Origin of the sequence: Streptomyces sp. NPDC051214 (genome assembly GCF_040682375.1) — a bacterium.
GTDB lineage: Bacteria > Actinomycetota > Actinomycetes > Streptomycetales > Streptomycetaceae > Streptomyces.
Map to the genome: position 1 here is coordinate 278,479 of NZ_JBFBAT010000008.1, position 18,961 is coordinate 297,439.

The window sequence follows — 18,961 nt, forward strand, 5'->3', positions numbered from 1 at the left end:
TGCGGCCTAGCGTTCGGGCGCCGCCTCGTCGTTCTCCGGTACGGGGCCGGCCCCGTACCCCTTGGAGGCCCATCGCCATGCGCTCATTCAGGTCCGCGGCGGCGGCGCTGCTCGTCCTCGCGGCGGCGGTCACCGGCTGCACGCAGGAGGGCGGCCGCGTCGACATGGGCCCCACGGGCGGCACTCCGGTCGAGGGCGGCACCGCCACGATGGCCCTGCCGCCCGCCGCGACGCCGAACTGGATCTTCCCGATCGGCGCCCCCGGTTACGGGGCCTCGTACAACTACGGCATCCAGTCGCTGCTCTACATGCCGGTGTACGACGCCGTGCAGGACAAGGACAAGGACGAGCTGACCACGCACGGCCCGAGCACGCTCGGCCGGGAGCCCAAGTTCAGCGACGGCAACAAGACGGTGACCGTGTCGCTGCGCGAGGGCGTGACGTGGTCCGACGGAAAGCCGGTCACCTCGCGGGACATCGAGTTCTGGTTCAACCTCGTCAAGGCCAACAAGACGAGCTGGGGCAACTACTCGGTCGGCACGATGCCCGACAACGTCAAGCGGTTCGAGACCGTCGACGACCACACCGTGCGCCTGCACCTGAGCCGCGCGTACAACCCGGACTGGTTCACCGCCAACCAGCTCACCCTGATGCGCGCCCTGCCCCAGCACGCCTGGGACGCCAAGACCGACGGCGGCGAGGTCGGCGACTGGGACCGCACCACGTCCGGCGCCAAGACCGTCTTCGCGCGGCTCACGCGGCACGCCAAGAGCCTCGGTTCGTACGGTTCGGACCCGCTCTGGAAGACGGTCAACGGCCCCTGGAAGCTGGCGGGCTGGCGCGACAGCGGCCAGGTCACCATCGTCCCTAACGAGAAGTACACCGGCCCGAAGTCGCAGCGCCCGCACCTCGACAAGGTCGTCTTCAAGCCCTTCACCACCGCGGACTCCGAGTACAACGTCCTGCGCTCCGGAGGCGTCGACTACGGCTACATCCCGCCGTCGGTCATGGCGCAGAAGGAGAAGTTCGAGGAGAAGGGCTACCGCACCGACCCCTGGGAGGGCTGGGCGGCGACGTACATCGTCTACAACTTCAACTCCACGCACGCGGGCCCGATGATGGACCAGCTCTACATCCGCCAGGCCATGCAGCACCTCGTGGACCAGAAGGCGATGAGCGACGTCATCTGGCAGGGCAGCGCCACGCCGACGCTCGGTCCGGTGCCGGTGACGCCGAAGAGCCAGTACCTGTCCAAGGCGATGGAGAAGAACCGGTACCCCTTCGATGTGCGAAGGGCACAGCGGCTCCTCGCCGAGCACGGCTGGCGGACGCAGGACGGCACCGCACGCTGCGTACGCCCCGGGACAGGGCCCGACGAGTGCGGCAAGGGCATCGCGAGGAACGCGCCGCTCGAACTGACCCTGCTCTCGCAGTCCGGCTCCACCGAGACCACGAACATGATGCAGGAGCTCAAGTCCTCGCTCTCCAAGGGCGGGATCGACCTGACCGTGCGTCAGCAGCCGCTGAACTCGGTGCTCGGCAACTCCGTGCCCTGCAAGGCGAAGGATCCCGGCTGCGACTGGGACATGTCGTTCTTCGGCACGGCCGGCAGCTGGTACTACCCGCTCAACCCGAGCGGCGAGCAGCTCTTCTCCACGGGCGCCTCGGCCAACTTCGGCAACTACAGCGACAAGAAGGCCGACCGGATCATCCGCGCCGTGCAGTACTCGCCCGACATGAAGGCCGTGCACGCGTACGGCGCGTACCTGGCCGAGCAGCTGCCGGTGATGTGGATGCCCAATCCCGCCTACCAGGTCTCCGTGATCCGCAACGACCTGCGGGGCGTCAGCCAGAACCCGACGGTCACCTTCGCACCGCAGGACTGGTACTACGTCAAGAAGAAGGGAGCCGAGAAGTGACCGGCTTTCTGGTCAAGCGCTTCCTTCAGGCGCTGGTCGTGCTGTTCCTGGTCTCGATCATCGTCTTCACGCTGTTGCACATGCTGCCCGGCGGCCCCGCACGCGCCATCCTCGGCCCGAAGGGCACACCGCAGCAGATCGAGACCTTCAACCACCAGCAGGGCTACGACCGTTCGCTGCCCGCGCAGTACGTGATGTACCTGAAGCGGCTGTTCACCGGCGACCTCGGCGAGTCGTTCAAGCTCAACTCGCCGGTCTTCGACCTGCTCAAGCAGCGCCTGCCGAAGACACTGCTCCTGACGGTCCTCTCCACCGCGCTCGCCGTGGTCATCGCCGTCCCGCTCGGCCTGCTCCAGGCGGTGCGGCGCGGCAAGGCGTCGGACTACGCGCTGACGGGACTCGCCTTCCTCCTCTACGCGACGCCGGTGTTCTTCCTCGGCCTCATCATGATCATCCTGTTCGCGCAGGTGATGCCGATCCTCCCGGCGGAGGCGCCCCAGGGCGAGAGCGTGCGCGAACTCCTGGGCGACTTCACGGGGTTGGTGCTCCCGGTGGTCACCATGGCGTTCGGCATCGTGGCGATGTTCAGCCGCTACATGCGCTCCGCGGTCCTCGACAACCTCACCGAGGAGTACGTCCGCACGGCGATGGCCAAGGGCCAGTCGAGCCGCCGGATCATGGTCAGGCACGTCCTGCGCAACGCGCTGATTCCGCTGGCCACACTCCTCGGCCTCTACCTGCCGACGCTCTTCAGCGGCGCGCTCGTCGTCGAGTCGATGTTCAACTACCCCGGCATGGGGCTGCTGTTCTGGAACGCGGCGCAGGGCTCCGACTTCCCGGTCCTGCTCGGCGTGACGCTCGTCGTCGGCGTCGCCACCGTCGTCGGCTCGCTGCTCACCGACATCCTGTACGCCGTCCTCGACCCCCGGATCCGGAGCGTGGCATGAGTACCGCGACCGCAGACGTCACCCCCGGGGCAGCCCCGGGGAACGAGGCGGCGGCGCAGGCCACGCCCTCGCTGGCCCGCCGCACACTCCAGGTCTTCACCGGCAACAAGCTCGCCCTGACGGGCGTGGTGGTCCTGGTGCTGCTCCTTGCCTTCAGCTACCTCGGGCCGCTCCTGTACTCCACCGAGCAGACGCACACCGACCTGTCCCAGGCCAACCTCGCACCGGGCAGCTCCGGCCATCTCCTGGGCACCACCGACCTCGGCTACGACATGGTCGGGCGGCTGATGGTCGCCGGGCAGACGTCGCTCGAGATCGGCCTCGCGGCCGGGCTGTTGGCGACGCTCTTCGGCACCGTGTACGGCGCCGTCGCCGGGTACTTCGGCGGCTGGGTGGACGCGGCCATGATGCGGATCACGGACGCGGCGCTCGCCATCCCTGCGATGTTCCTGCTCGTCGTGGTCGCCGCGATCATCACGCCCAGCAAGGGCGTCCTCATCGTCATCATCGCCTCGGTCGCCTGGCTCTCCCCCGCCCGCCTGGTGCGCGGCGAGGCGCTCTCGCTGCGCGACCGCGAGTACGTGCAGGCGATGCGGATGATGGGCGGCGGTGGTGCGCGGGCGGTGTTCAAGCACATCGTGCCGAACGCGATCGGCACGGTCATCGTCAACTGCACCTTCCAGATCGCCGACGCCATCCTCTACGTCAGCTATCTGGCCTTCCTCGGCCTGAGCATCCCGCCGCCGTCGGCCGACTGGGGCTCGATGCTCTCGGCCGGCATCACCTACACGCAGAACGGCTACTGGTGGCTGATCTTCCCGCCGGGCATCGCGATCGTCCTGGTCGTCGCCGCGTTCAACTTCATCGGTGACGGGCTGCGGGACGCGTTCGAAGTACGGCTGCGGAAGTAAGGGAGAACCGACACCATGACCGAGCCTCTGCTCACGATCGACGACCTGCGCGTCGACATCACCTCGCGCGAGCGCACCGTCCACGCCCTCGACGGCATCTCCCTCGCACTCGCCCCGGGCGAGGCCCTGGGCATCGTCGGTGAATCGGGCTGCGGCAAGACGATGACCGCGCTCAGCGTCCTCGGCCTGCTCCCGCCAGGCGGCGACATCACCGGCGGACGTGTCCTGTTCGACGGCCAGGACCTGGCCGCGGCCCCCGCGCCGGTCCTTCACGGCGTACGGGGCAACACCATCGGCATGGTCTTCCAGGACCCGCTCACCTCGCTCAACCCGACGATGACCATCGGCGCGCAGGTGGCCGAGCCGCTCGTCCTGCACCGCCCCGAGCTGAGCAGGAAGGAGACGTGGGCGCGGGCCGAGGAGATGCTGCGCCTGGTCGGCATGCCACAGCCGGCCGAGCGGATGAAGGCGTATCCGCACCAGCTGTCCGGCGGCATGCGCCAGCGCGTGGCGATCGCCATGGCCCTGGTCTGCGAGCCGAAGCTGCTCATCGCGGACGAGCCGACGACCGCCCTCGACGTGACGACGCAGCACCAGATCCTGGAACTCATCGACGGCCTGCGTGAACGCCTCGGCATGGCGATGATCCTGGTCACGCACGACCTGGGCGTCATCGCCAACCGGGTCGACCGGGTCGCGGTGATGTACGCGGGCAAGGTCGCCGAACAGGCCGACGTACGCGCCCTGTTCGCCAGACCCCGGCACCGCTACACGGAGGCACTCTTCGCCTCGCTCCCCGAGCGGGCCGCGGACAACGGCACCGCGCTCCACACGATCCCGGGCCTGCCGCCGAACCTGGCGGTGCGCCCGACCGGATGCCGCTTCGCGCCGCGCTGCACCTTCGCCACGGACGAGTGCCGTGCACAGGAGCCGCAGCTCGCGGACGACGAGGTGCGGGGCGCCGGGCACCGGTTCGCCTGCTTCCACCCGGTGCCCGACGACGCGTCGGTGGACGAGGTCGTCGTGCCGCCGGCCGTGCCCGCGCCGCGCGCGCCCGGTGACGTACTCCTCGAACTCGACTCCCTGGTGAAGGAGTTCCCGCTCAAGGGCGGCGCCTTCTCGCGCACCCGGGGTACGGTGAGCGCGGTCGGCGGGGTCACGCTCGAGGTCCGCAAGGGCGAGACGTTCGGCATGGTCGGCGAGTCCGGGTGCGGCAAGACCACGCTCGGCCGGATCGTCGCGGGCCTGGAGGAGCCGACGGCCGGGCACGTGCGCTTCGAGGGCCAGGACCCGGCGCGGATGTCACGGGCCGAGCGGCGGGCGCACCGGCGGCGCGTCCAGCTGATGTTCCAGGACTCCACGGCCGCCATGGACCCCCGGATGCGGGTGGGCGAGATCCTCCGGGAGCCCCTGGTCATCCAGGGCGTCGGCACCCGTGCCGAGCAGGAGAGACTGATCGCCGAACTCCTGGACTCGGTGGGCCTGCCGCGTGGCGCCGTGCACCGCTACCCCCACGAGTTCTCCGGCGGACAGCGCCAACGCCTGGGCCTCGCGCGGGCGTTGACCCTCTCCCCCGACCTGGTGGTGGCGGACGAGCCGGTGTCCGCGCTCGACGTCTCCGTGCAGGCGCAGATCCTGAACCTGATGCGGGAGCTGCAGCGGGAGCGCGGCCTGACATATCTGTTCATCTCGCACGACCTGGCGGTGGTGCGCCACCTCGCGGACACCGTCGGCGTGATGTACCTGGGCAAGCTGGTCGAGTCGGGACCCGCCGAGCAGGTGTACGCCCATCCCCTGCACCCCTACACGCGGGGCCTGCTCGACACGGTCAACCTGCCGGACCCGGACGCGGCGCGCGGTGTGGTCCGCACGCCCCTGGAGGGCGAGACACCGTCGGCGGCGAAACCGCCGTCGGGCTGCCGGTTCCGTACCCGCTGCCCCGCGGCTCAGGACGTCTGCGCCACCACGGAGCCGCAGGCGAGCACGCCGAACGGTCCGGGACACCAGGTCGCGTGTCACTTCCCCCTGTCCGCTCCTCGGCTAGCGTCGACGGTGTGAAACTCGCGGATGCCCTGACCCGACGCCCGCTCGTGCTCGACGGCGGCCTCTCCAACCAGCTGGAGGCCGCGGGGCACGACCTGAGCGACGCCCTGTGGTCGGCGAGGCTGCTCGCCGACCGGCCGGAGGCCATCACGGCGGCACACCGGGCGTACTACGAGGCGGGCGCGGACATCGCCACCACGGCGAGCTACCAGGCGACGTTCGAGGGCTTCGCGAAGCACGGCATCGACGCGCTGAGCACCGCCGAACTGCTGCGCCTAAGCGTCGAGTTGGCCCGGGACGCGGGCGCGGACGCGGGCCGCGAGGTGTGGGTGGCCGCGTCCGCGGGGCCGTACGGCGCGATGCTCGCGGACGGCTCCGAGTACCGGGGCGGGTACGGCCTGACGGTGGCCGAGCTCGAACGCTTCCACCGCCCGCGCCTGGAGGTCCTCGCCGACGCGGAACCCGATGTCTTCGCCCTGGAGACGGTGCCGGACACCGACGAGGCGCGGGCCCTGCTGCGGGCGGTGCGGGGCCTGGGGGTGCCCGCCTGGCTTTCGTACACCGTGGCCGGGGGCTACACGCGGGCGGGCCAGCCCCTGACGGAGGCCTTCGCGCTGGCCGCCGACGCCGAGGAGATCCTCGCGGTCGGCGTCAACTGCTGCGACCCGCTGGACGCGGACGCGGCGGTGCGCCTCGCCGCGAGGATCACCGGGAAGCCGGTGGTGGCGTACCCGAACAGCGGCGAGACGTGGGACGCGTCCGCCAGGGCCTGGCGGGGCCCGTCGCGCTTCACCGCGGGGCGGGTGGCGGGCCTGCGGGACGCGGGGGCACGCCTGATCGGAGGGTGCTGCCGGGTGGGGCCGGAAACGATCGCCCGGGTGGCCGCGGAACTGTCCGGAACCGACCGGTCCGAGTGAGGTCCCAGGGGGTGCGCAAAGGTGCGCGACACCTCCGCCACACCCGTTCCGACCTGCGATGACACCTCGCTCAGGGGTGACTGTCAGTGCCGGGGTGCAGACTGAGCCGTACCTGAGACAACGACGTCCCGGAGGTGGCTCACCATGGCCGAGATCATTCTGACCGTAGGCACTCGCAAAGGCCTCTTCATCGGCCGCAAACGCGCCGGCACGGACACCTGGCAGTTCGACGACAGCCCGTACTTCAACGCCCAGGCCATCTATTCGGTGGCCATCGACACCCGGGGCAGCGCCCCGCGCCTCCTGGTGGGCGGCGACAGTTCCCACTTCGGCCCCTCCGTCTTCCACTCCGACGACCTCGGCAGGACCTGGACAGAGCCGTCCAAGGCAGCCGTCAAGTTCCCCAAGGACACCGAGGCCTCACTGGAGCGGGTCTGGCAACTGCACCCGGCCGCCGCCGAACCGGACGTGGTGTACGCGGGCACGGAACCGGCCGCACTGTACAAGTCGCACGACCGCGGCGAGACCTTCGAACTCGTGCGCCCCCTCTGGGAGCACCCCACCCGCGCACAGTGGGTGCCGGGTGGCGGCGGTGAGGGCCTGCACACCATCCTGACCGACCCCCGCGACCCGGACGCGGTGACGGTCGCCGTCTCCACCGCCGGGGTCTTCCGCACCCAGGACGGCGGCAAGAGCTGGTCCCCGTCGAACAACGGCGTCTCCGCGGTCTTCCTGCCGGACCCGAACCCGGAGTTCGGCCAGTGCGTGCACAAGGTCGCGCGGGACGCGGCCGACCCCGACCGCCTGTATCTGCAGAACCACTGGGGCGTGTTCCGCAGCGACGACGCGGGCGCGCACTGGACGGACATCGGCGAGGGCCTGCCGTCCGACTTCGGTTTCGCCGCCGTCGCCCACCCGCACCGGGCGGACACCGCCTACGTCTTCCCCATCAACGCCGACATGGACCGCGTCCCCGCCGACCACCGCTGCCGCGTCTACCGCACGTCCGACGCGGGCAAGAGCTGGGAGCCTCTCGGCGAGGGCCTCCCGGCGGGCGACCACTACGGCACGGTGCTGCGCGACGCGATGTGCAGCGACGGCCAGGACCCCGCGGGCATCTACTTCGGCAATCGCAACGGCGAGGTGTACGCGTCGGCGGACGACGGGGACAGCTGGCGGGAGTTGGCGTCCCACCTGCCCGACGTACTGTGCGTGAGGGCGGCGGCCATCGGTTGATCGACGACCCGGTTACGGCAGTAGGGTGACGCCGTGGCACCACGACCCTTGCATGAAATCGTCGAGGCGGGCTGGGCGAAGGCCCTCGAACCCGTCGCCGGGAAGATCACCGAGATGGGAGACTTCCTGCGCGCGGAGATCGCCGCGGGACGCACCTACCTCCCGTCCGGGCCGAACGTGCTGCGCGCGTTCCAACAGCCCTTCGACGAGGTGCGGGTGCTGATCGTCGGCCAGGACCCCTATCCGACCCCCGGGCACGCGGTGGGTCTGTCGTTCTCGGTCGCGCCCGAGGTGCGCCCGCTGCCCGGCAGTCTCATCAACATCTACCGCGAGCTGGGCTCCGACCTGAACCTCCCGCAGCCGTCGAACGGCGACCTGACGCCCTGGACGCAGCAGGGCGTCCTGCTGCTCAACAAGGCGCTCACCACGGCCCCGGGGCGCCCCGCAGCGCACCGGGGCAAGGGCTGGGAGGAGGTCACCGAGCAGGCCATCAAGGCGCTCGCCGCACGCGGCCGTCCCCTCGTCTCCATCCTGTGGGGGCGCGACGCGCGCAATCTGCGGCCGCTGCTCGGCCCGCTGCCGTCGGTCGAGTCCTCGCACCCCTCGCCGATGTCGGCGGACCGCGGCTTCTTCGGCTCGCGCCCCTTCAGCCGCGCCAACGACCTCCTCGTCCAGCAGGGCGGGCAGCCGGTGGACTGGCGGCTTCCGTGACGGACACCTCGTGTGTCCTCGGGGTGGACTCGGGCGGCTCCGGAATGCGGGTCGCCCTGGGCGGCCTTGACGGTGCGGCCATCGCGGCGCCGGTGAGCTCGAAGGAGCCGGTGCGCACGGGCGCGCACGGCATCGACGCCGAGCACTTCTCCGAGCAACTGGTGCCCATGGCCAGGGAGTTGCTGGCGCAGGCGGGCGCAGGGCACATCACCGCGGTCGCCATCGGCGCTGCGGGCATGGCCAGCCTCGGCGACGACCTGCGCGCGCAACTGCCGGGGGCGCTCCGGCAAGCCCTCGGGGTACGGCGCCTCGCCCTCGCAGCGGACGGTGTCACCGCGTACGTGGGCGCGCTCGGCGACCGTCCCGGCGCGGTCGTCGCCGCGGGCACCGGCATGATCGCGATCGGCACGGACCTGACCGCCTGGCACCGCGCCGACGGCTGGGGCCACCTGCTCGGCGACTGCGGCGGTGGCGCCTGGATCGGCCGGGCCGGCCTCGAAGCGGCGATGCGGGCGTTCGACGGCAGGCGCAACGGCTCGAAGGCGCTGCTCGCCCGCGCCGAGGAGCTCTTCGGCCCGGCGCCGGGCGTGCCCGGTCAGCTCTATCCCCGTACGGACCGGCCCGCGATGCTCGCCTCGTTCGCACCCGAGGTGGCGCGCTGCGCCCCCGAGGACCCCGTGGCCGACACGATCCTGCGGGACGCCGCCCGGCACATCGCCGAGGCAGCGGCCGCCGTCTGCCCGGCGTCCGACGCGGTGAGCCAGGGCGAGGTGCCCGAAGTCGCCCTGACCGGGGGCCTGTTCAAGATGGGCAGGGCGCTGCTCGACCCGGTGCACGCGGAGTTGCGGGGCCTGCTGCGGGAGGTGCGCGTCGTCGCGGCCGCCGGTGATCCGCTGGACGGCGCGGTGCGCATCGCGGTCGATCTCGCCGCGGACCGGCTGCGGCTGCCGCTCGACCCGCGCATGTTGGCCGTGCACCTGCCGCAGGGCAGGTGACGCGCGTGCGAGAGGACAGTTGAGCACTCCGGAAGCGACCACTCCGGAATATGACAGTCGAGCTTTACGTAACTCATAAGACAAAAGCGGACTTATACCGCCCACCTGTACCCTCCCCGAACAGCGAAGCCCTCGAAACCAGTAGCATGCGGCGCCATGAGCTCCTCCACTGGGCCCGCATCAGGCCTGCCCGTACGAATGCCGCGACCCCGCCAGCCCGGGCGGCACCGCCGCCCGGAGCCCGTGGCGGCTCCCGAGAACGCGCCCGCGCTCGTTCTCGCCGTACCGGGCGTACCCAGCAGCGCCACGCGCAGCCTCGCCGAGGAAGTCGTGAGCATCGCCCGCTCCGAGCTGCCCGGCCTCGACGCCCGCATCGGGTACCTCGACGGGACCGAGGACGCCACGGTCACCTCGTTCCCGGAGTTCCCCTCGCTGCACTCCGTGCTCGCGCACGCCGCCGCCGAGCGCACCGCGCGCTTCGAGCAGGCGCGCGCCGCGGGGGCGGACGTCGCCGAGCCCGACGGCCCCGTCGCCGTCGTGGTCCCCCTCCTCGCGGGTCCCGACAACGCGCTGATGCGGCGCGTGCGCCAGGCCGTGATGGACAGCCGTGCCCCCGCCGAGCTGACCGACGTCCTCGGCCCGCACCCGCTGCTCGCCGAGGGACTGCACGTGCGTCTTTCGGAGGCCGGACTCGCCCGCGCCGACCGCGCCCGCCTGTTCACGGTGGCCACCGCGGCGGACGGCATCGTCCTCGCCACGGTCGGCGGCGAGGAGGCCGTGCAGGCCGCCGGGATCACCGGCATGCTGCTCGCGGCCCGCCTCGCGGTGCCGGTGATGGCCGCCGCGCTCGACCAGGAGGGCGCCATCGCGAACACCGCCGAGGAGCTGCGCGGCTCCGGCTCCACGCAACTGGCGCTCGCCCCGTACCTGATCGGTCCCGAGATCGACGGCAGCCTGCTCGACGCCGCCGCCAAGGAGGCCGGCTGCGCGGTCGCCGAGTCGCTCGGCGCCTACCCGGCCATCGGCAAGCTCGCCCTCTCCAAGTACACGTCGGCGCTCGGCATCGCTCCGCAGCAGCCGTCGGGCGCGCCGGTCCACTGACCGCACCGCGCCGGCAGACCTGATGCCGTCACGCCGATGGGCCCGCCCCCTGATGCAGGGGGCGGGCCCATCGGCGTACGCGGGCGCGATGGCTCAGTTGAAGATCACGCAGGAGGCGGCAGGGGCCTCGATCGAGCCCGCGCGCCGCGGAATGCCCGTCTCGGGGTCCACGGCGAACCACGTCACGTCGCCGGAGCGCTCGTTGGCCGCGTACAAGAATCGCCCCGACGGATCGATGGCCAGGTCACGCGGCCAGTGGCCGCCGCACGGCACGGTGGCGGCGAGCCGCGGCCGTGTCCCCGCCTCGTCGAGCGCGAGCACCGAGATGACGTCCTGGCCACGGGTCGCGGTCCACAGGAAGCGGCCGTCGGGGGCGATGACGGCCTCGGAGGGAAAGGCCTCGCCGTCGCCGTCCGTGGGGCCCGGCAGGACGGCCGCCTCGCCGAGCGGCTTGAGCGTCCCGTCGACGCCGTCCCAGGCGCAGATGGTGAGGGTGGGGGCGAGCTCGTTCAGGACGTAGGCGCGGTCGCCGCGCGGGTGGAACACGAGGTGCCGCGGGCCCGAGCCGGGCCGCAGCGCGACCTCGCGGCGCAGGGTCGGCTCACCCGCCGCCGAGAGCTCGCAGACGCGTACGGAGTCGGTGCCGAGGTCGACGCTCACCACCCACCGGCCGCTCGGGTCGGGCAGGACCTGATGGGCGTGCGGACGCTGCTGACGCTGGGGGTGGGGCCCCGAGCCGGTGTGCGCCAGGACGCCTGAGGGGGCGGGCGCGAGGCTGCCGTCGGAGCGCACGGGCACGGCGGTGACGCTGCCCGAGCCGTAGTTGGCGGTCAGGACGTGCCCGGCGTGCAGGGCCAGATGGGTGGGCGCGTCCCCGCCGACCGCGACCGGCGGCCCGGTCTGCTCGGGCTTGTCGCCGTCGAGGCGGTACGCGACGACGGCTCCGTCGGTGGTCTCACTGACGGCGTAGAGGGTGTCGCCCGCCGCCGACAGCGCGAGGTACGACGGGTCGGCGACGGTCTCCGTGGCGCCGAGAACGGTCAGCGCACCGCTGTCCGGGTCGACGGCCGCGGTGAGGATCCCGGCCCCGCCCGCCGCGGTGAAGGACCCGATGTACGCCCGTTGACTGTCGCCGTGCTTGCCGACCACTGCGTTCCCCTCTCGACTGCGGACCGGGCACCGGGTTGGGGCGGCGCTCGTGCGGCAGACGCTAGCAGGCGGTCTAGACCAAGGCGCCGTGGCTTTCGCCGCGCGTCCTCGCGAGCGCGGCCGGGTGGTGGACGTAGGCGGGGTGCCGCTCGACCAGGTCGTAGGTGCGATGGAAGACGGGGGTCGCGCTGCCGGACAGGGGCGGCACGATCCAGGACCAGTCGGCGCCGACGGTGCGGCCCTTGCTCTCCTCGCGGCCGAGGTGGGTCAGGAAACGCCGGGACTCGGTGTGGTGGTCGGCGATGGTGACACCGGCCCGGTCGAAGGAGTGGAGCACCGCACGGTTGAGTTCGACGAGGGCGCGGTCCTTCCAGAGCGAGCGGTCGCTCGCCGTGTCGAGCCCCAGCCGTGCGGCGACGCGCGGCAGCAGGTCGTAGCGGTCGCTGTCGGCGAGGTTGCGGGCGCCGATCTCGGTACCCATGTACCAGCCGTTGAACGGCGCCGCCGGATAGCAGACTCCCCCGATCTCCAGGCACATGCAGGCCAGCGCGGGCACGGCGTGCCACCGCAGCCCCAGGCCCGCCCACCCGGCGTACTCGGGGTGCTCGATGGGCACTTCGAGCACGGCGTCGGGCGGCAGCCGGAACCAGCGGGGTGCGCCGTCGGCGCCCTGGACGACCAGGGGCAGTACGTCGAAGGGGGTGCCGGGGCCGCCCGGCCAGCCGAGGCCGCGCGCGAAGGCGGTGATCCCGATGTTGCGCGGGTCCCCGACCACACCGCCGCCGGGGCGCCGGTATCCGGCGTACCTGATGAGCTGCTCGTTCCAGATGCGGGGCCCGGGGCGGCCGGGCGCGTCGGGCGCGAAGACGGTGATGAGGGGCCTGATCCGGCGCCCGCCGCCGACGGCCTCCCGCAGATGCTCCGCGGACGCGGCGGCGATGTCCTCGGCGCGGGTCAGCTCCCTGCGGTCCAGGACGCGCAGGGAGCGCCAGTAGAGGCGCCCGATGCAGCGGGCGGCGTTGCGCCAGGCGAGCCGGGCACCGAACACGAGCTCTTCGGAGGTGTGGCGGTACGTCCCCGTCTCCGCGATCTCGGCGAACACCTGCGCGATCCGCGGCCCTGGATCACCGCGCTGGGCCTCGCCGTGGTGGAGCCGGATGAACTCGGCGGCGGAGCGGCGTAGGGCGGCACGCTGGTGGGGGTCGGCGGGGATGCTGGCATTCCGCATGGTGCACCCCCAGGGGCGGCTGCGGGGCGCGATCCGCTCCCGCACGGCCCGCGCGTCTGTTAGCCGCGGGACTACCCCGTCGACGGGGTGATCCACCCTGTATGTGCCCGGTGCACATGCCTCAGAAAGGGGCGAAGTGTCCAGACCGGGACCGCGAACGGCAGGTCGCCGTGGGCTTCGCGCTCAAGGGGAGGTTGCCGCGGCCGTGTGCCGCGCGGCGTCTTGGATGGCCGGCAGTGCGAGGGCGCCGGCCAGCTCGGCCAGTTCCTCGTCGGTCGGGCGGACGGGCCCTTCGGCTCCGTCCTCGGCGAAGGCCCGGATGCGCGGGGTGCGGATCCCGGTCTTGTCCGCGAGCGCCTGCGGCGTCAGATGACGGCGGCGCATGGTCTGCTGGAGTAGCTGAGACAGGTCGTCCATTGACCTCTCCTGCCCCGCCCGCGCGCTCTCATTCCCTATGCCTCGCGGGCCGCGTGCGCCGCACGGCGGCGCGGGCAGTCGCTAGCGCGGCAGCACGGCCCGGATGGTCTTGCCGACCGGCCCCCTCGTGACGGTGACCGTCCTTGCCATGTGCTGGACCATGGGCCAGCCGAATCCACCGGTGCCGCCCGCCAGGTCGGGCATCCGCTCCTGCGGCGGGCGCGGGTCGGCGTCGCCGACCGTCACGGCCACTGCGTCCGGCTCCGCCTCGAGGCGCAGGGAACACGACGTCCCGCGCGCGTGCCGTACGACGTTGGTGACGAGCTCGGACACCGCGAGCTCGATGCTCACCACGTCCTGGGGTTGCATGGCCGGGCGGAGCCCGTCCACGAAAGCGCGCGCGAAGTCCCGGGCGTGGGCGACGGATTCCGGCCGCTTGTCGAATACCGCTCCGTCCGACGCTCCGGTGTCCAAAGGCGACGGACCTGTCTTCAGTCGCGTCCCGTGCGTCCTCATGTGCCCTCCTCGTACGGGTTGTCCTCGGTCCGAATATGGGATGGCCGCTGTCCGAGATGCACACTTGCCCGCTATACGGGGCCTGTAACGCTCCGGCGAACAACGGATCTTGTTGCAAAGTGATGCGCATGAAGCGCCGACGTGCGGGTACGTGCGCTTCACCGGCCGGTCGGGGGACGACGGAGGGCCGGCGGACAGGGAGGGAACTCATGACAACGGCCACCGGTACATCCACGGGCACGGACATCGCGGAACTGCCGGAGATCGTCTCTCCCCAAAGCATCGGGCCCAAGGACGCGCGCGACCTGTCGAAGCTGTTCTTCTCCCGGCTCGCCACGCTCGAAGAGGGCACGCACGCGTACCAGTACGCCCGCAACACCCTCGTCGAGATGAACATGTCGCTGGTCCGGTACGCCGCAGGAAGGTTTCGGCACCGCGGCGACGACATGGAGGACATCGTCCAGGTCGGCACGATCGGCCTGATCAAGGCCATCGACCGCTTCGAGCTCTCCCGCGAGGTCCAGTTCGCCACGTTCGCCGTGCCGTACATCGTCGGCGAGATCAAGCGGTTCTTCCGCGACACCTCATGGGCCGTCCACGTTCCGCGCCGCCTCCAGGAGGCCCGCGTCGAACTCGCCAAGGCCACCGACGAGCTGAGCACCCGCCTCGGCCGCGCCCCCAAGGTCAGCGAACTGGCCGAGCTGATGAACCTCACCGAGGAAGAGGTCATCGAGGCCCGCACGGCGGCCAACGGCTACAACTCCACCTCCCTGGACGCGACCCTGCACGCCGGCGACCGCGACGACAACGAGGCGCCCCTCGCCGACTTCATCGGCGCGGAGGACCCCGCCATGGAGCTCGTGGAGGACTTCCACGCCCTGTCCCCGCTGCTCGCCCAGCTCAGCGAGCGCGACCGGGAGATCCTGCGGATGCGGTTCGTGGACGAGCTCACCCAGTCGCAGATCGGCGAGCGCCTCGGCGTCTCCCAGATGCACGTCTCGCGCCTGCTCTCCCGCACCCTCTCCCGCCTGCGCGAGGGCATGCTCACCACGCAGTGACGCCCGCACGGCCCAAGGGCGAGCCCTCATGACCGGAGGGCGGGACGAAGGCGGGATACGAGCCGCCGGCGGGCGCTAGCATCAGTGCACCGCTGATGTTTGATTCAGTGCACAGCTGACGTCCGATCGAGAAGGCGACTCCCCCACGATGGCCGACGACGCATACCTCTTCCTCCTGCCCGACCGGCACCCCCGGCTGGGGACGGCGCTCGGCGCCGTCGGCGCGCTCGAGTGCTCGGAGACCCCCGCCGTACTCGGCTGGCTCCAGGCCCACGACGCTTCGGCGTCCTCCGAGTTGGTCCGCATCCTGCCCGTCGAGTCGGAGGCGCTGATCCCCGAGGACGCCGAGCGCCTGCTCGTGCCGTTGAGCGAGGAGGAGGCGCTGCGGGTCCAGCAGGAGTGCGCGCCCCAGTCCGTCACGGACATGGAGGGCGAACTCCTGGAGTACCGCGAGACGACCCAGGACTGGGAGGCCCTGGTGCACCGGGCGCTGGCCGCGGGCATCCCCGCGCCCCGCATCGCCCGGCTCACCGGCCTCGACCCGCAGGACATCGGCCGCCTGACCGTGTGACCGCGCACCGCGCGGTCAGCGGGCGTCGGTGGACCGCTTCGTGAACCGGTGCCACCAATGCCGGCGGCGAGGGTGCACGGCGCGGCCGAGCCTGCGGCCGATCAGCAGGTAACCGAGCACGGCGCCCGTGGTGTTGAGCAGCACGTCGTCCACGTCGAAGGCTCGCCCGGTGACCAGGAAACCCTGGGCGAGCTCGACGAAGAACATCACCAGTGCCGTGACGGCAATGACGCGTATGAGTCCCCGGGCGCGCGGCACGAGCACCGGCAGCAGCATGCCGAACGGCAGGCCGAGCACGATGTTGCCGCCGAGCTGTTTGACGGTGTCACGGAACGCGGGCTGTCCGAGGTAGTCGCGGATCGAGTCGCCTGGGCGCAGATTGCTGTGCGTCAAGGACTCGGAGGCGACCGAGGGTTCCAGCGTGAGGCGGGCAAGGAGCACGGCGAAGACCACCGTTCCCGCGAAGGCCACGAGCATGGCCATCGCCCGCGCCCACCCGGAGAGCGGGGGTGCCGTCCCGGGAGCGCTCCGGCCCCCTGCTTCCTTGGTGGCCTTGCCCTGCGGAACTGTCCGTGCCATCACGAGCCTCCATTTCAGGGGGTCTTCTGTCTGCGTCTTCCCTCGAACATGCGGTGGACCCGCTTCCGTTCGTCACTCCGGGGTCAAGCGGCGCTTCCGCGGGCCCGTTCACGGCCGCTCCTCGCCTCGGGCACGTCGTCGTGGTGGGCCCGGGACGGCTGCAGGACGGTGTCGGCCACGTCGAGCAAGGAGAGGCCGTCGCGCGCGCTCACCTTCTGCAGCCACGCCAACCCCTCGGCCACGGCGCACTCCTGGCGGGCGGCCACGTAGTCCGCCGCCTGATGGATGCGCTCCCAGCGCGCCGCGCGCGTGCTGGTGGTCCACACCGGGCGCCGGCAGCCGGCGCCCGCGTCGTGCACGGGCCGCCAGCGCAGCAGTGCCTCCAGCGCGAGAGCGGCGGCGCGCTGCGCGTGGGTGATGTGGTCGGAGGTCACATCGGTGCGCTCGGTGTAGTAGAGGCACAGCACGCCGACCGGTGTGTGGCGGTCGTGCAGCGGGAGCGCGAGCACCCGCCGGGTTCCCGGCAGTTCCTCGGCCAGGGGCGGTCCGGTGCGGCACGGGTAGTCGCGCAGGTCCGGCACGAACACGGGCTGCATCCCCAGCGCGGCGCTGACCGAGGGGCCGTCGGCGCGGGTGAACTGCGCGGCCTCGGCCTGCAGGGCCGGTTCGTCGGTGGCGTGCAGGAGTTGCCAGTGTTCGAGCCTGGGCAGCCAGGAGAGGGCCGCACGCTGCGCGCCCATCGACTGCGTGAACGCGGTGCACAGCCGGTTCGGCAGCGCGCGTCGCCCGACGGCCGCCGCGACCGACACGTCATGCACGATCGACGGTGATTCCTCCGGCATGGTCAGCATCCCTCTCAGTCGCGTGCCTCAGGAGCGGAAGTCCGTCTACCACGCGATGAGCCGACTCATGTCTCGTCGGCCGGAGCCGACGGCCGAAACCATCGATCGGCATAGTCGCTCCGGCCCCCGAAACGGAGGGAAAGATGCCTGGTCAGGCTCCCATCAGGGGCGTACGGGTGGAACTGCGCAGCGGCACGGCCAATTCGACGAGCGCCTTCTCCAGGCCGTGCAGATGGGCCAGTACGGGCTCCACGGTGGAGGGGTGCGGCAGAGCGGCGGCGTCGGTGGCCGGTCCCCGCGCGGCCTCCGGTGCGGTGAGCGCCTCCACCGCGGCCTCCACGCGCCAGCAGGCGGCGGCGAGCCGGTCGTCGTGCGAGGCCTCGGGGTCGGCGGCGATCGAGGCGAGACCGCGCACCTCGCGGGCGCAGGCGTCGAGCAGCGCGAGCACCTGCCGGGCGCGCTCCTTGCGGGCCCGCAGCGGACTGAACGGGTGCACGAGCGGAGCGAGCGAGAACCGCACCTTCCCGAGGAGCTGCTCGAGCTCGGCGACGAGCGGCGCGGGGTCGGCGCTCCCGGAGCCGGCGAGCCGGGCCGCGGCCTCCGCCGTGCAGGCGTGCACGCACCGCAGGGCGCGCTCGATCCAGGCGTTGGTCGTGGCGTGCGTGGTGACGGGCAGGACCAGGAGCACCGCGAGGACGGCGCCGAGCGCCCCCACGCCGGTCTCCGCGACCCGCAGGGCGAGCAGCCCCGGGTTCAGGACTCCGAGGAGGCCGTAGAGCACCCCGGCCATCACGGTGACCGCGAGCATCATCCAGGTGTAGGAGACCGCCGCGGTGTAGAAGATCCCGAAGACGCTGAGGGCGACGATGATCGCCGAGGGCACGGGCGCGCCGTGCAGCGGTACCGCGAGGACGAAGCCCGCGCCGATGCCGATGACCGTGCCGAGGACCCGCCGGAAGCCGCGCACCAGCGTCTCCCCGCTCGACGCGGTGTTCACGAACACCCACCAGGTGGCGCCCACGGCCCAGTACCACCGCTCGTGGGAGAGAACCTGTCCGGCCGCAAGGGCGAAGGCGCCGCCGAGCGTCGCCTGGATCGCCTGCCGGGTGGTCGTTCTGGCCAGCCCCGTGCCGCCGGGCGGCGCGGGCACGACCGCGGGCGGCAGGCGGCGCTCGTAGCACCAGGCCCCGAAGCGCACGGCCGATGAGGCGCACAGGGACAGCACGATGGCCGCGAACAGCTCGGGCAGCTGTCCCGGCCCGGTGTGCAGGAACTGCGTCGCGAAGAACATCATGAACGCGAACACCCCGAGCGAGTGTCCGCGCGGCCCCCACCGCCGCGCGTACACGCCGGCGCCCATCACGGCCAGGAAGGCGATGTCCCGCGCCACGGGTACGTCGTGCAGCCCGGCCGCGAGCGCCAGTACGGGAAACCCGACCACCGGCAGCAGCAGGGTCGTGACGGCCTGCTTCTTCACCGTCGCGTCGCTGACGGTGAACAGGGCGAGCAGCGCCGCGAGCCCACCGGTGATCGCCGCGGCCAGCGAGTGCCCGGCCAGACCGCACACGGCCACCGCCAGCGCGATGCCGATGACGGCCCGCAGCGCGAACCGCAGCCGCGCCCGCCCCGGGTCCGGCGCCACGAACACCCTCTTCAGCACGGCTGCCCCGCCCCTTTCGCCTACGACTCGACCTGCCCGCATGAAAAAGGCGCCGCGGGGATCCGCAGCGCCATCGACAGCAACATTTCACCACTCGAAGCCCGACTGGCTCAACCGGCACCTGTTCCACTGAGCCAATGGCCCACTCCTACGCCCACATG

General features: G+C 71.9%; 18 protein-coding genes. 11 read left to right on the forward strand and 7 right to left on the reverse strand.

The annotated features are described in order from the left end of the window. The first annotated feature begins 77 nt into the window (after positions 1–77). From AB0M70_RS22665 to AB0M70_RS22705, 9 genes are all read left to right on the forward strand, one after another. Positions 78–1,919 carry a peptide ABC transporter substrate-binding protein gene (locus AB0M70_RS22665; protein WP_365822011.1) on the forward strand — a complete coding sequence of 614 codons (1,842 nt, stop codon included), beginning with the start codon at positions 78–80 and terminating at the stop codon, positions 1,917–1,919. Further along, positions 1,916–2,866 carry an ABC transporter permease gene (locus AB0M70_RS22670; protein ID WP_365822013.1) on the forward strand — a complete coding sequence of 317 codons (951 nt, stop codon included), beginning with the start codon at positions 1,916–1,918 and terminating at the stop codon, positions 2,864–2,866. Before AB0M70_RS22665 ends, AB0M70_RS22670 begins: the two co-directional genes overlap by 4 nt. Further along, positions 2,863–3,777 (forward strand): ABC transporter permease, encoded by a 915-nt coding sequence (locus tag AB0M70_RS22675; protein WP_365822015.1) that lies wholly within the window; start codon positions 2,863–2,865, stop codon positions 3,775–3,777. Before AB0M70_RS22670 ends, AB0M70_RS22675 begins: the two co-directional genes overlap by 4 nt. Positions 3,778–3,792: 15 nt before the next feature. Further along, positions 3,793–5,835 (forward strand): ABC transporter ATP-binding protein, encoded by a 2,043-nt coding sequence (locus AB0M70_RS22680; RefSeq protein WP_365822017.1) that lies wholly within the window; start codon positions 3,793–3,795, stop codon positions 5,833–5,835. Then, positions 5,832–6,737, forward strand: a complete 906-nt coding sequence (mmuM, locus tag AB0M70_RS22685; protein WP_365822019.1) for a homocysteine S-methyltransferase — start codon at positions 5,832–5,834, stop codon at positions 6,735–6,737. The genes AB0M70_RS22680 and mmuM overlap by 4 nt, the downstream gene beginning before the upstream one ends. A gap of 144 nt (positions 6,738–6,881) precedes the next feature. Further along, on the forward strand, positions 6,882–7,973 hold the full coding sequence (locus AB0M70_RS22690) for an exo-alpha-sialidase (RefSeq protein WP_365822021.1): 1,092 nt from the start codon (positions 6,882–6,884) through the stop codon (positions 7,971–7,973). A gap of 33 nt (positions 7,974–8,006) precedes the next feature. Beyond that, a complete protein-coding gene (locus AB0M70_RS22695) occupies positions 8,007–8,684 on the forward strand; it encodes a uracil-DNA glycosylase (RefSeq protein ID WP_363206507.1) in 678 nt (225 codons plus the stop codon). Between the two features lie 44 nt (positions 8,685–8,728). Next, a complete protein-coding gene (locus AB0M70_RS22700; RefSeq protein ID WP_365822382.1) occupies positions 8,729–9,679 on the forward strand; it encodes a BadF/BadG/BcrA/BcrD ATPase family protein in 951 nt (316 codons plus the stop codon). Positions 9,680–9,835: 156 nt separating this feature from the next. Beyond that, positions 9,836–10,780 (forward strand): hypothetical protein, encoded by a 945-nt coding sequence (locus tag AB0M70_RS22705; RefSeq protein WP_363206509.1) that lies wholly within the window; start codon positions 9,836–9,838, stop codon positions 10,778–10,780. Between the two features lie 93 nt (positions 10,781–10,873). Here AB0M70_RS22705 and AB0M70_RS22710 read toward each other — a convergent pair whose 3' ends face one another. The 4 genes from AB0M70_RS22710 to AB0M70_RS22725 form a co-directional block, all read right to left on the reverse strand. Beyond that, positions 10,874–11,929: a lactonase family protein gene (locus AB0M70_RS22710; RefSeq protein ID WP_365822024.1), complete on the reverse strand. Its 1,056-nt coding sequence runs from the start codon at positions 11,927–11,929 to the stop codon at positions 10,874–10,876. A gap of 73 nt (positions 11,930–12,002) precedes the next feature. After that, positions 12,003–13,157, reverse strand: a complete 1,155-nt coding sequence (locus AB0M70_RS22715) for a nitric oxide synthase oxygenase (RefSeq protein WP_365822026.1) — start codon at positions 13,155–13,157, stop codon at positions 12,003–12,005. Between the two features lie 183 nt (positions 13,158–13,340). Continuing rightward, positions 13,341–13,574, reverse strand: a complete 234-nt coding sequence (locus AB0M70_RS22720; RefSeq protein WP_365822028.1) for an XRE family transcriptional regulator — start codon at positions 13,572–13,574, stop codon at positions 13,341–13,343. 81 nt (positions 13,575–13,655) lie between these two features. Continuing rightward, positions 13,656–14,090 (reverse strand): ATP-binding protein, encoded by a 435-nt coding sequence (locus AB0M70_RS22725; RefSeq protein WP_365822030.1) that lies wholly within the window; start codon positions 14,088–14,090, stop codon positions 13,656–13,658. Positions 14,091–14,299: 209 nt separating this feature from the next. Here AB0M70_RS22725 and AB0M70_RS22730 point away from each other — a divergent pair, with 209 nt between their 5' ends. Continuing rightward, positions 14,300–15,148, forward strand: a complete 849-nt coding sequence (locus tag AB0M70_RS22730) for an RNA polymerase sigma factor SigF (RefSeq protein WP_365822032.1) — start codon at positions 14,300–14,302, stop codon at positions 15,146–15,148. A gap of 148 nt (positions 15,149–15,296) precedes the next feature. Next, positions 15,297–15,719 (forward strand): DUF6003 family protein, encoded by a 423-nt coding sequence (locus AB0M70_RS22735; protein ID WP_365822034.1) that lies wholly within the window; start codon positions 15,297–15,299, stop codon positions 15,717–15,719. 15 nt (positions 15,720–15,734) lie between these two features. Here AB0M70_RS22735 and AB0M70_RS22740 read toward each other — a convergent pair whose 3' ends face one another. From AB0M70_RS22740 to AB0M70_RS22750, 3 genes are all read right to left on the reverse strand, one after another. Continuing rightward, positions 15,735–16,298 carry a VanZ family protein gene (locus AB0M70_RS22740; protein ID WP_365822036.1) on the reverse strand — a complete coding sequence of 188 codons (564 nt, stop codon included), beginning with the start codon at positions 16,296–16,298 and terminating at the stop codon, positions 15,735–15,737. An 83-nt stretch (positions 16,299–16,381) separates the two neighbouring features. Continuing rightward, on the reverse strand, positions 16,382–17,140 hold the full coding sequence (locus tag AB0M70_RS22745) for a GAF domain-containing protein (RefSeq protein WP_365822038.1): 759 nt from the start codon (positions 17,138–17,140) through the stop codon (positions 16,382–16,384). A 151-nt stretch (positions 17,141–17,291) separates the two neighbouring features. Beyond that, positions 17,292–18,800, reverse strand: a complete 1,509-nt coding sequence (locus AB0M70_RS22750; protein ID WP_365822040.1) for an FUSC family protein — start codon at positions 18,798–18,800, stop codon at positions 17,292–17,294. Between the last annotated feature and the right edge of the window lie 161 nt (positions 18,801–18,961).

Excerpts from the sequence above, each read along its gene's own strand:
- AB0M70_RS22665 (WP_365822011.1), top strand. The coding sequence starts at position 78 with ATGCGCTCATTCAGGTCCGCGGCGGCGGCGCTGCTCGTCCTCGCGGCG.
- AB0M70_RS22675 (WP_365822015.1), top strand. The coding sequence starts at position 2,863 with ATGAGTACCGCGACCGCAGACGTCACCCCCGGGGCAGCCCCGGGGAAC.
- AB0M70_RS22680 (WP_365822017.1), top strand. The coding sequence starts at position 3,793 with ATGACCGAGCCTCTGCTCACGATCGACGACCTGCGCGTCGACATCACC.
- AB0M70_RS22690 (WP_365822021.1), top strand. The coding sequence starts at position 6,882 with ATGGCCGAGATCATTCTGACCGTAGGCACTCGCAAAGGCCTCTTCATC.
- AB0M70_RS22700 (WP_365822382.1), top strand. The coding sequence starts at position 8,729 with ATGCGGGTCGCCCTGGGCGGCCTTGACGGTGCGGCCATCGCGGCGCCG.
- AB0M70_RS22705 (WP_363206509.1), top strand. The coding sequence starts at position 9,836 with ATGAGCTCCTCCACTGGGCCCGCATCAGGCCTGCCCGTACGAATGCCG.
- AB0M70_RS22715 (WP_365822026.1), bottom strand. The coding sequence starts at position 13,157 with ATGCGGAATGCCAGCATCCCCGCCGACCCCCACCAGCGTGCCGCCCTA.
- AB0M70_RS22720 (WP_365822028.1), bottom strand. The coding sequence starts at position 13,574 with ATGGACGACCTGTCTCAGCTACTCCAGCAGACCATGCGCCGCCGTCAT.
- AB0M70_RS22725 (WP_365822030.1), bottom strand. The coding sequence starts at position 14,090 with ATGAGGACGCACGGGACGCGACTGAAGACAGGTCCGTCGCCTTTGGAC.
- AB0M70_RS22730 (WP_365822032.1), top strand. The coding sequence starts at position 14,300 with ATGACAACGGCCACCGGTACATCCACGGGCACGGACATCGCGGAACTG.
- AB0M70_RS22735 (WP_365822034.1), top strand. The coding sequence starts at position 15,297 with ATGGCCGACGACGCATACCTCTTCCTCCTGCCCGACCGGCACCCCCGG.
- AB0M70_RS22740 (WP_365822036.1), bottom strand. The coding sequence starts at position 16,298 with ATGGCACGGACAGTTCCGCAGGGCAAGGCCACCAAGGAAGCAGGGGGC.
- AB0M70_RS22745 (WP_365822038.1), bottom strand. The coding sequence starts at position 17,140 with ATGCCGGAGGAATCACCGTCGATCGTGCATGACGTGTCGGTCGCGGCG.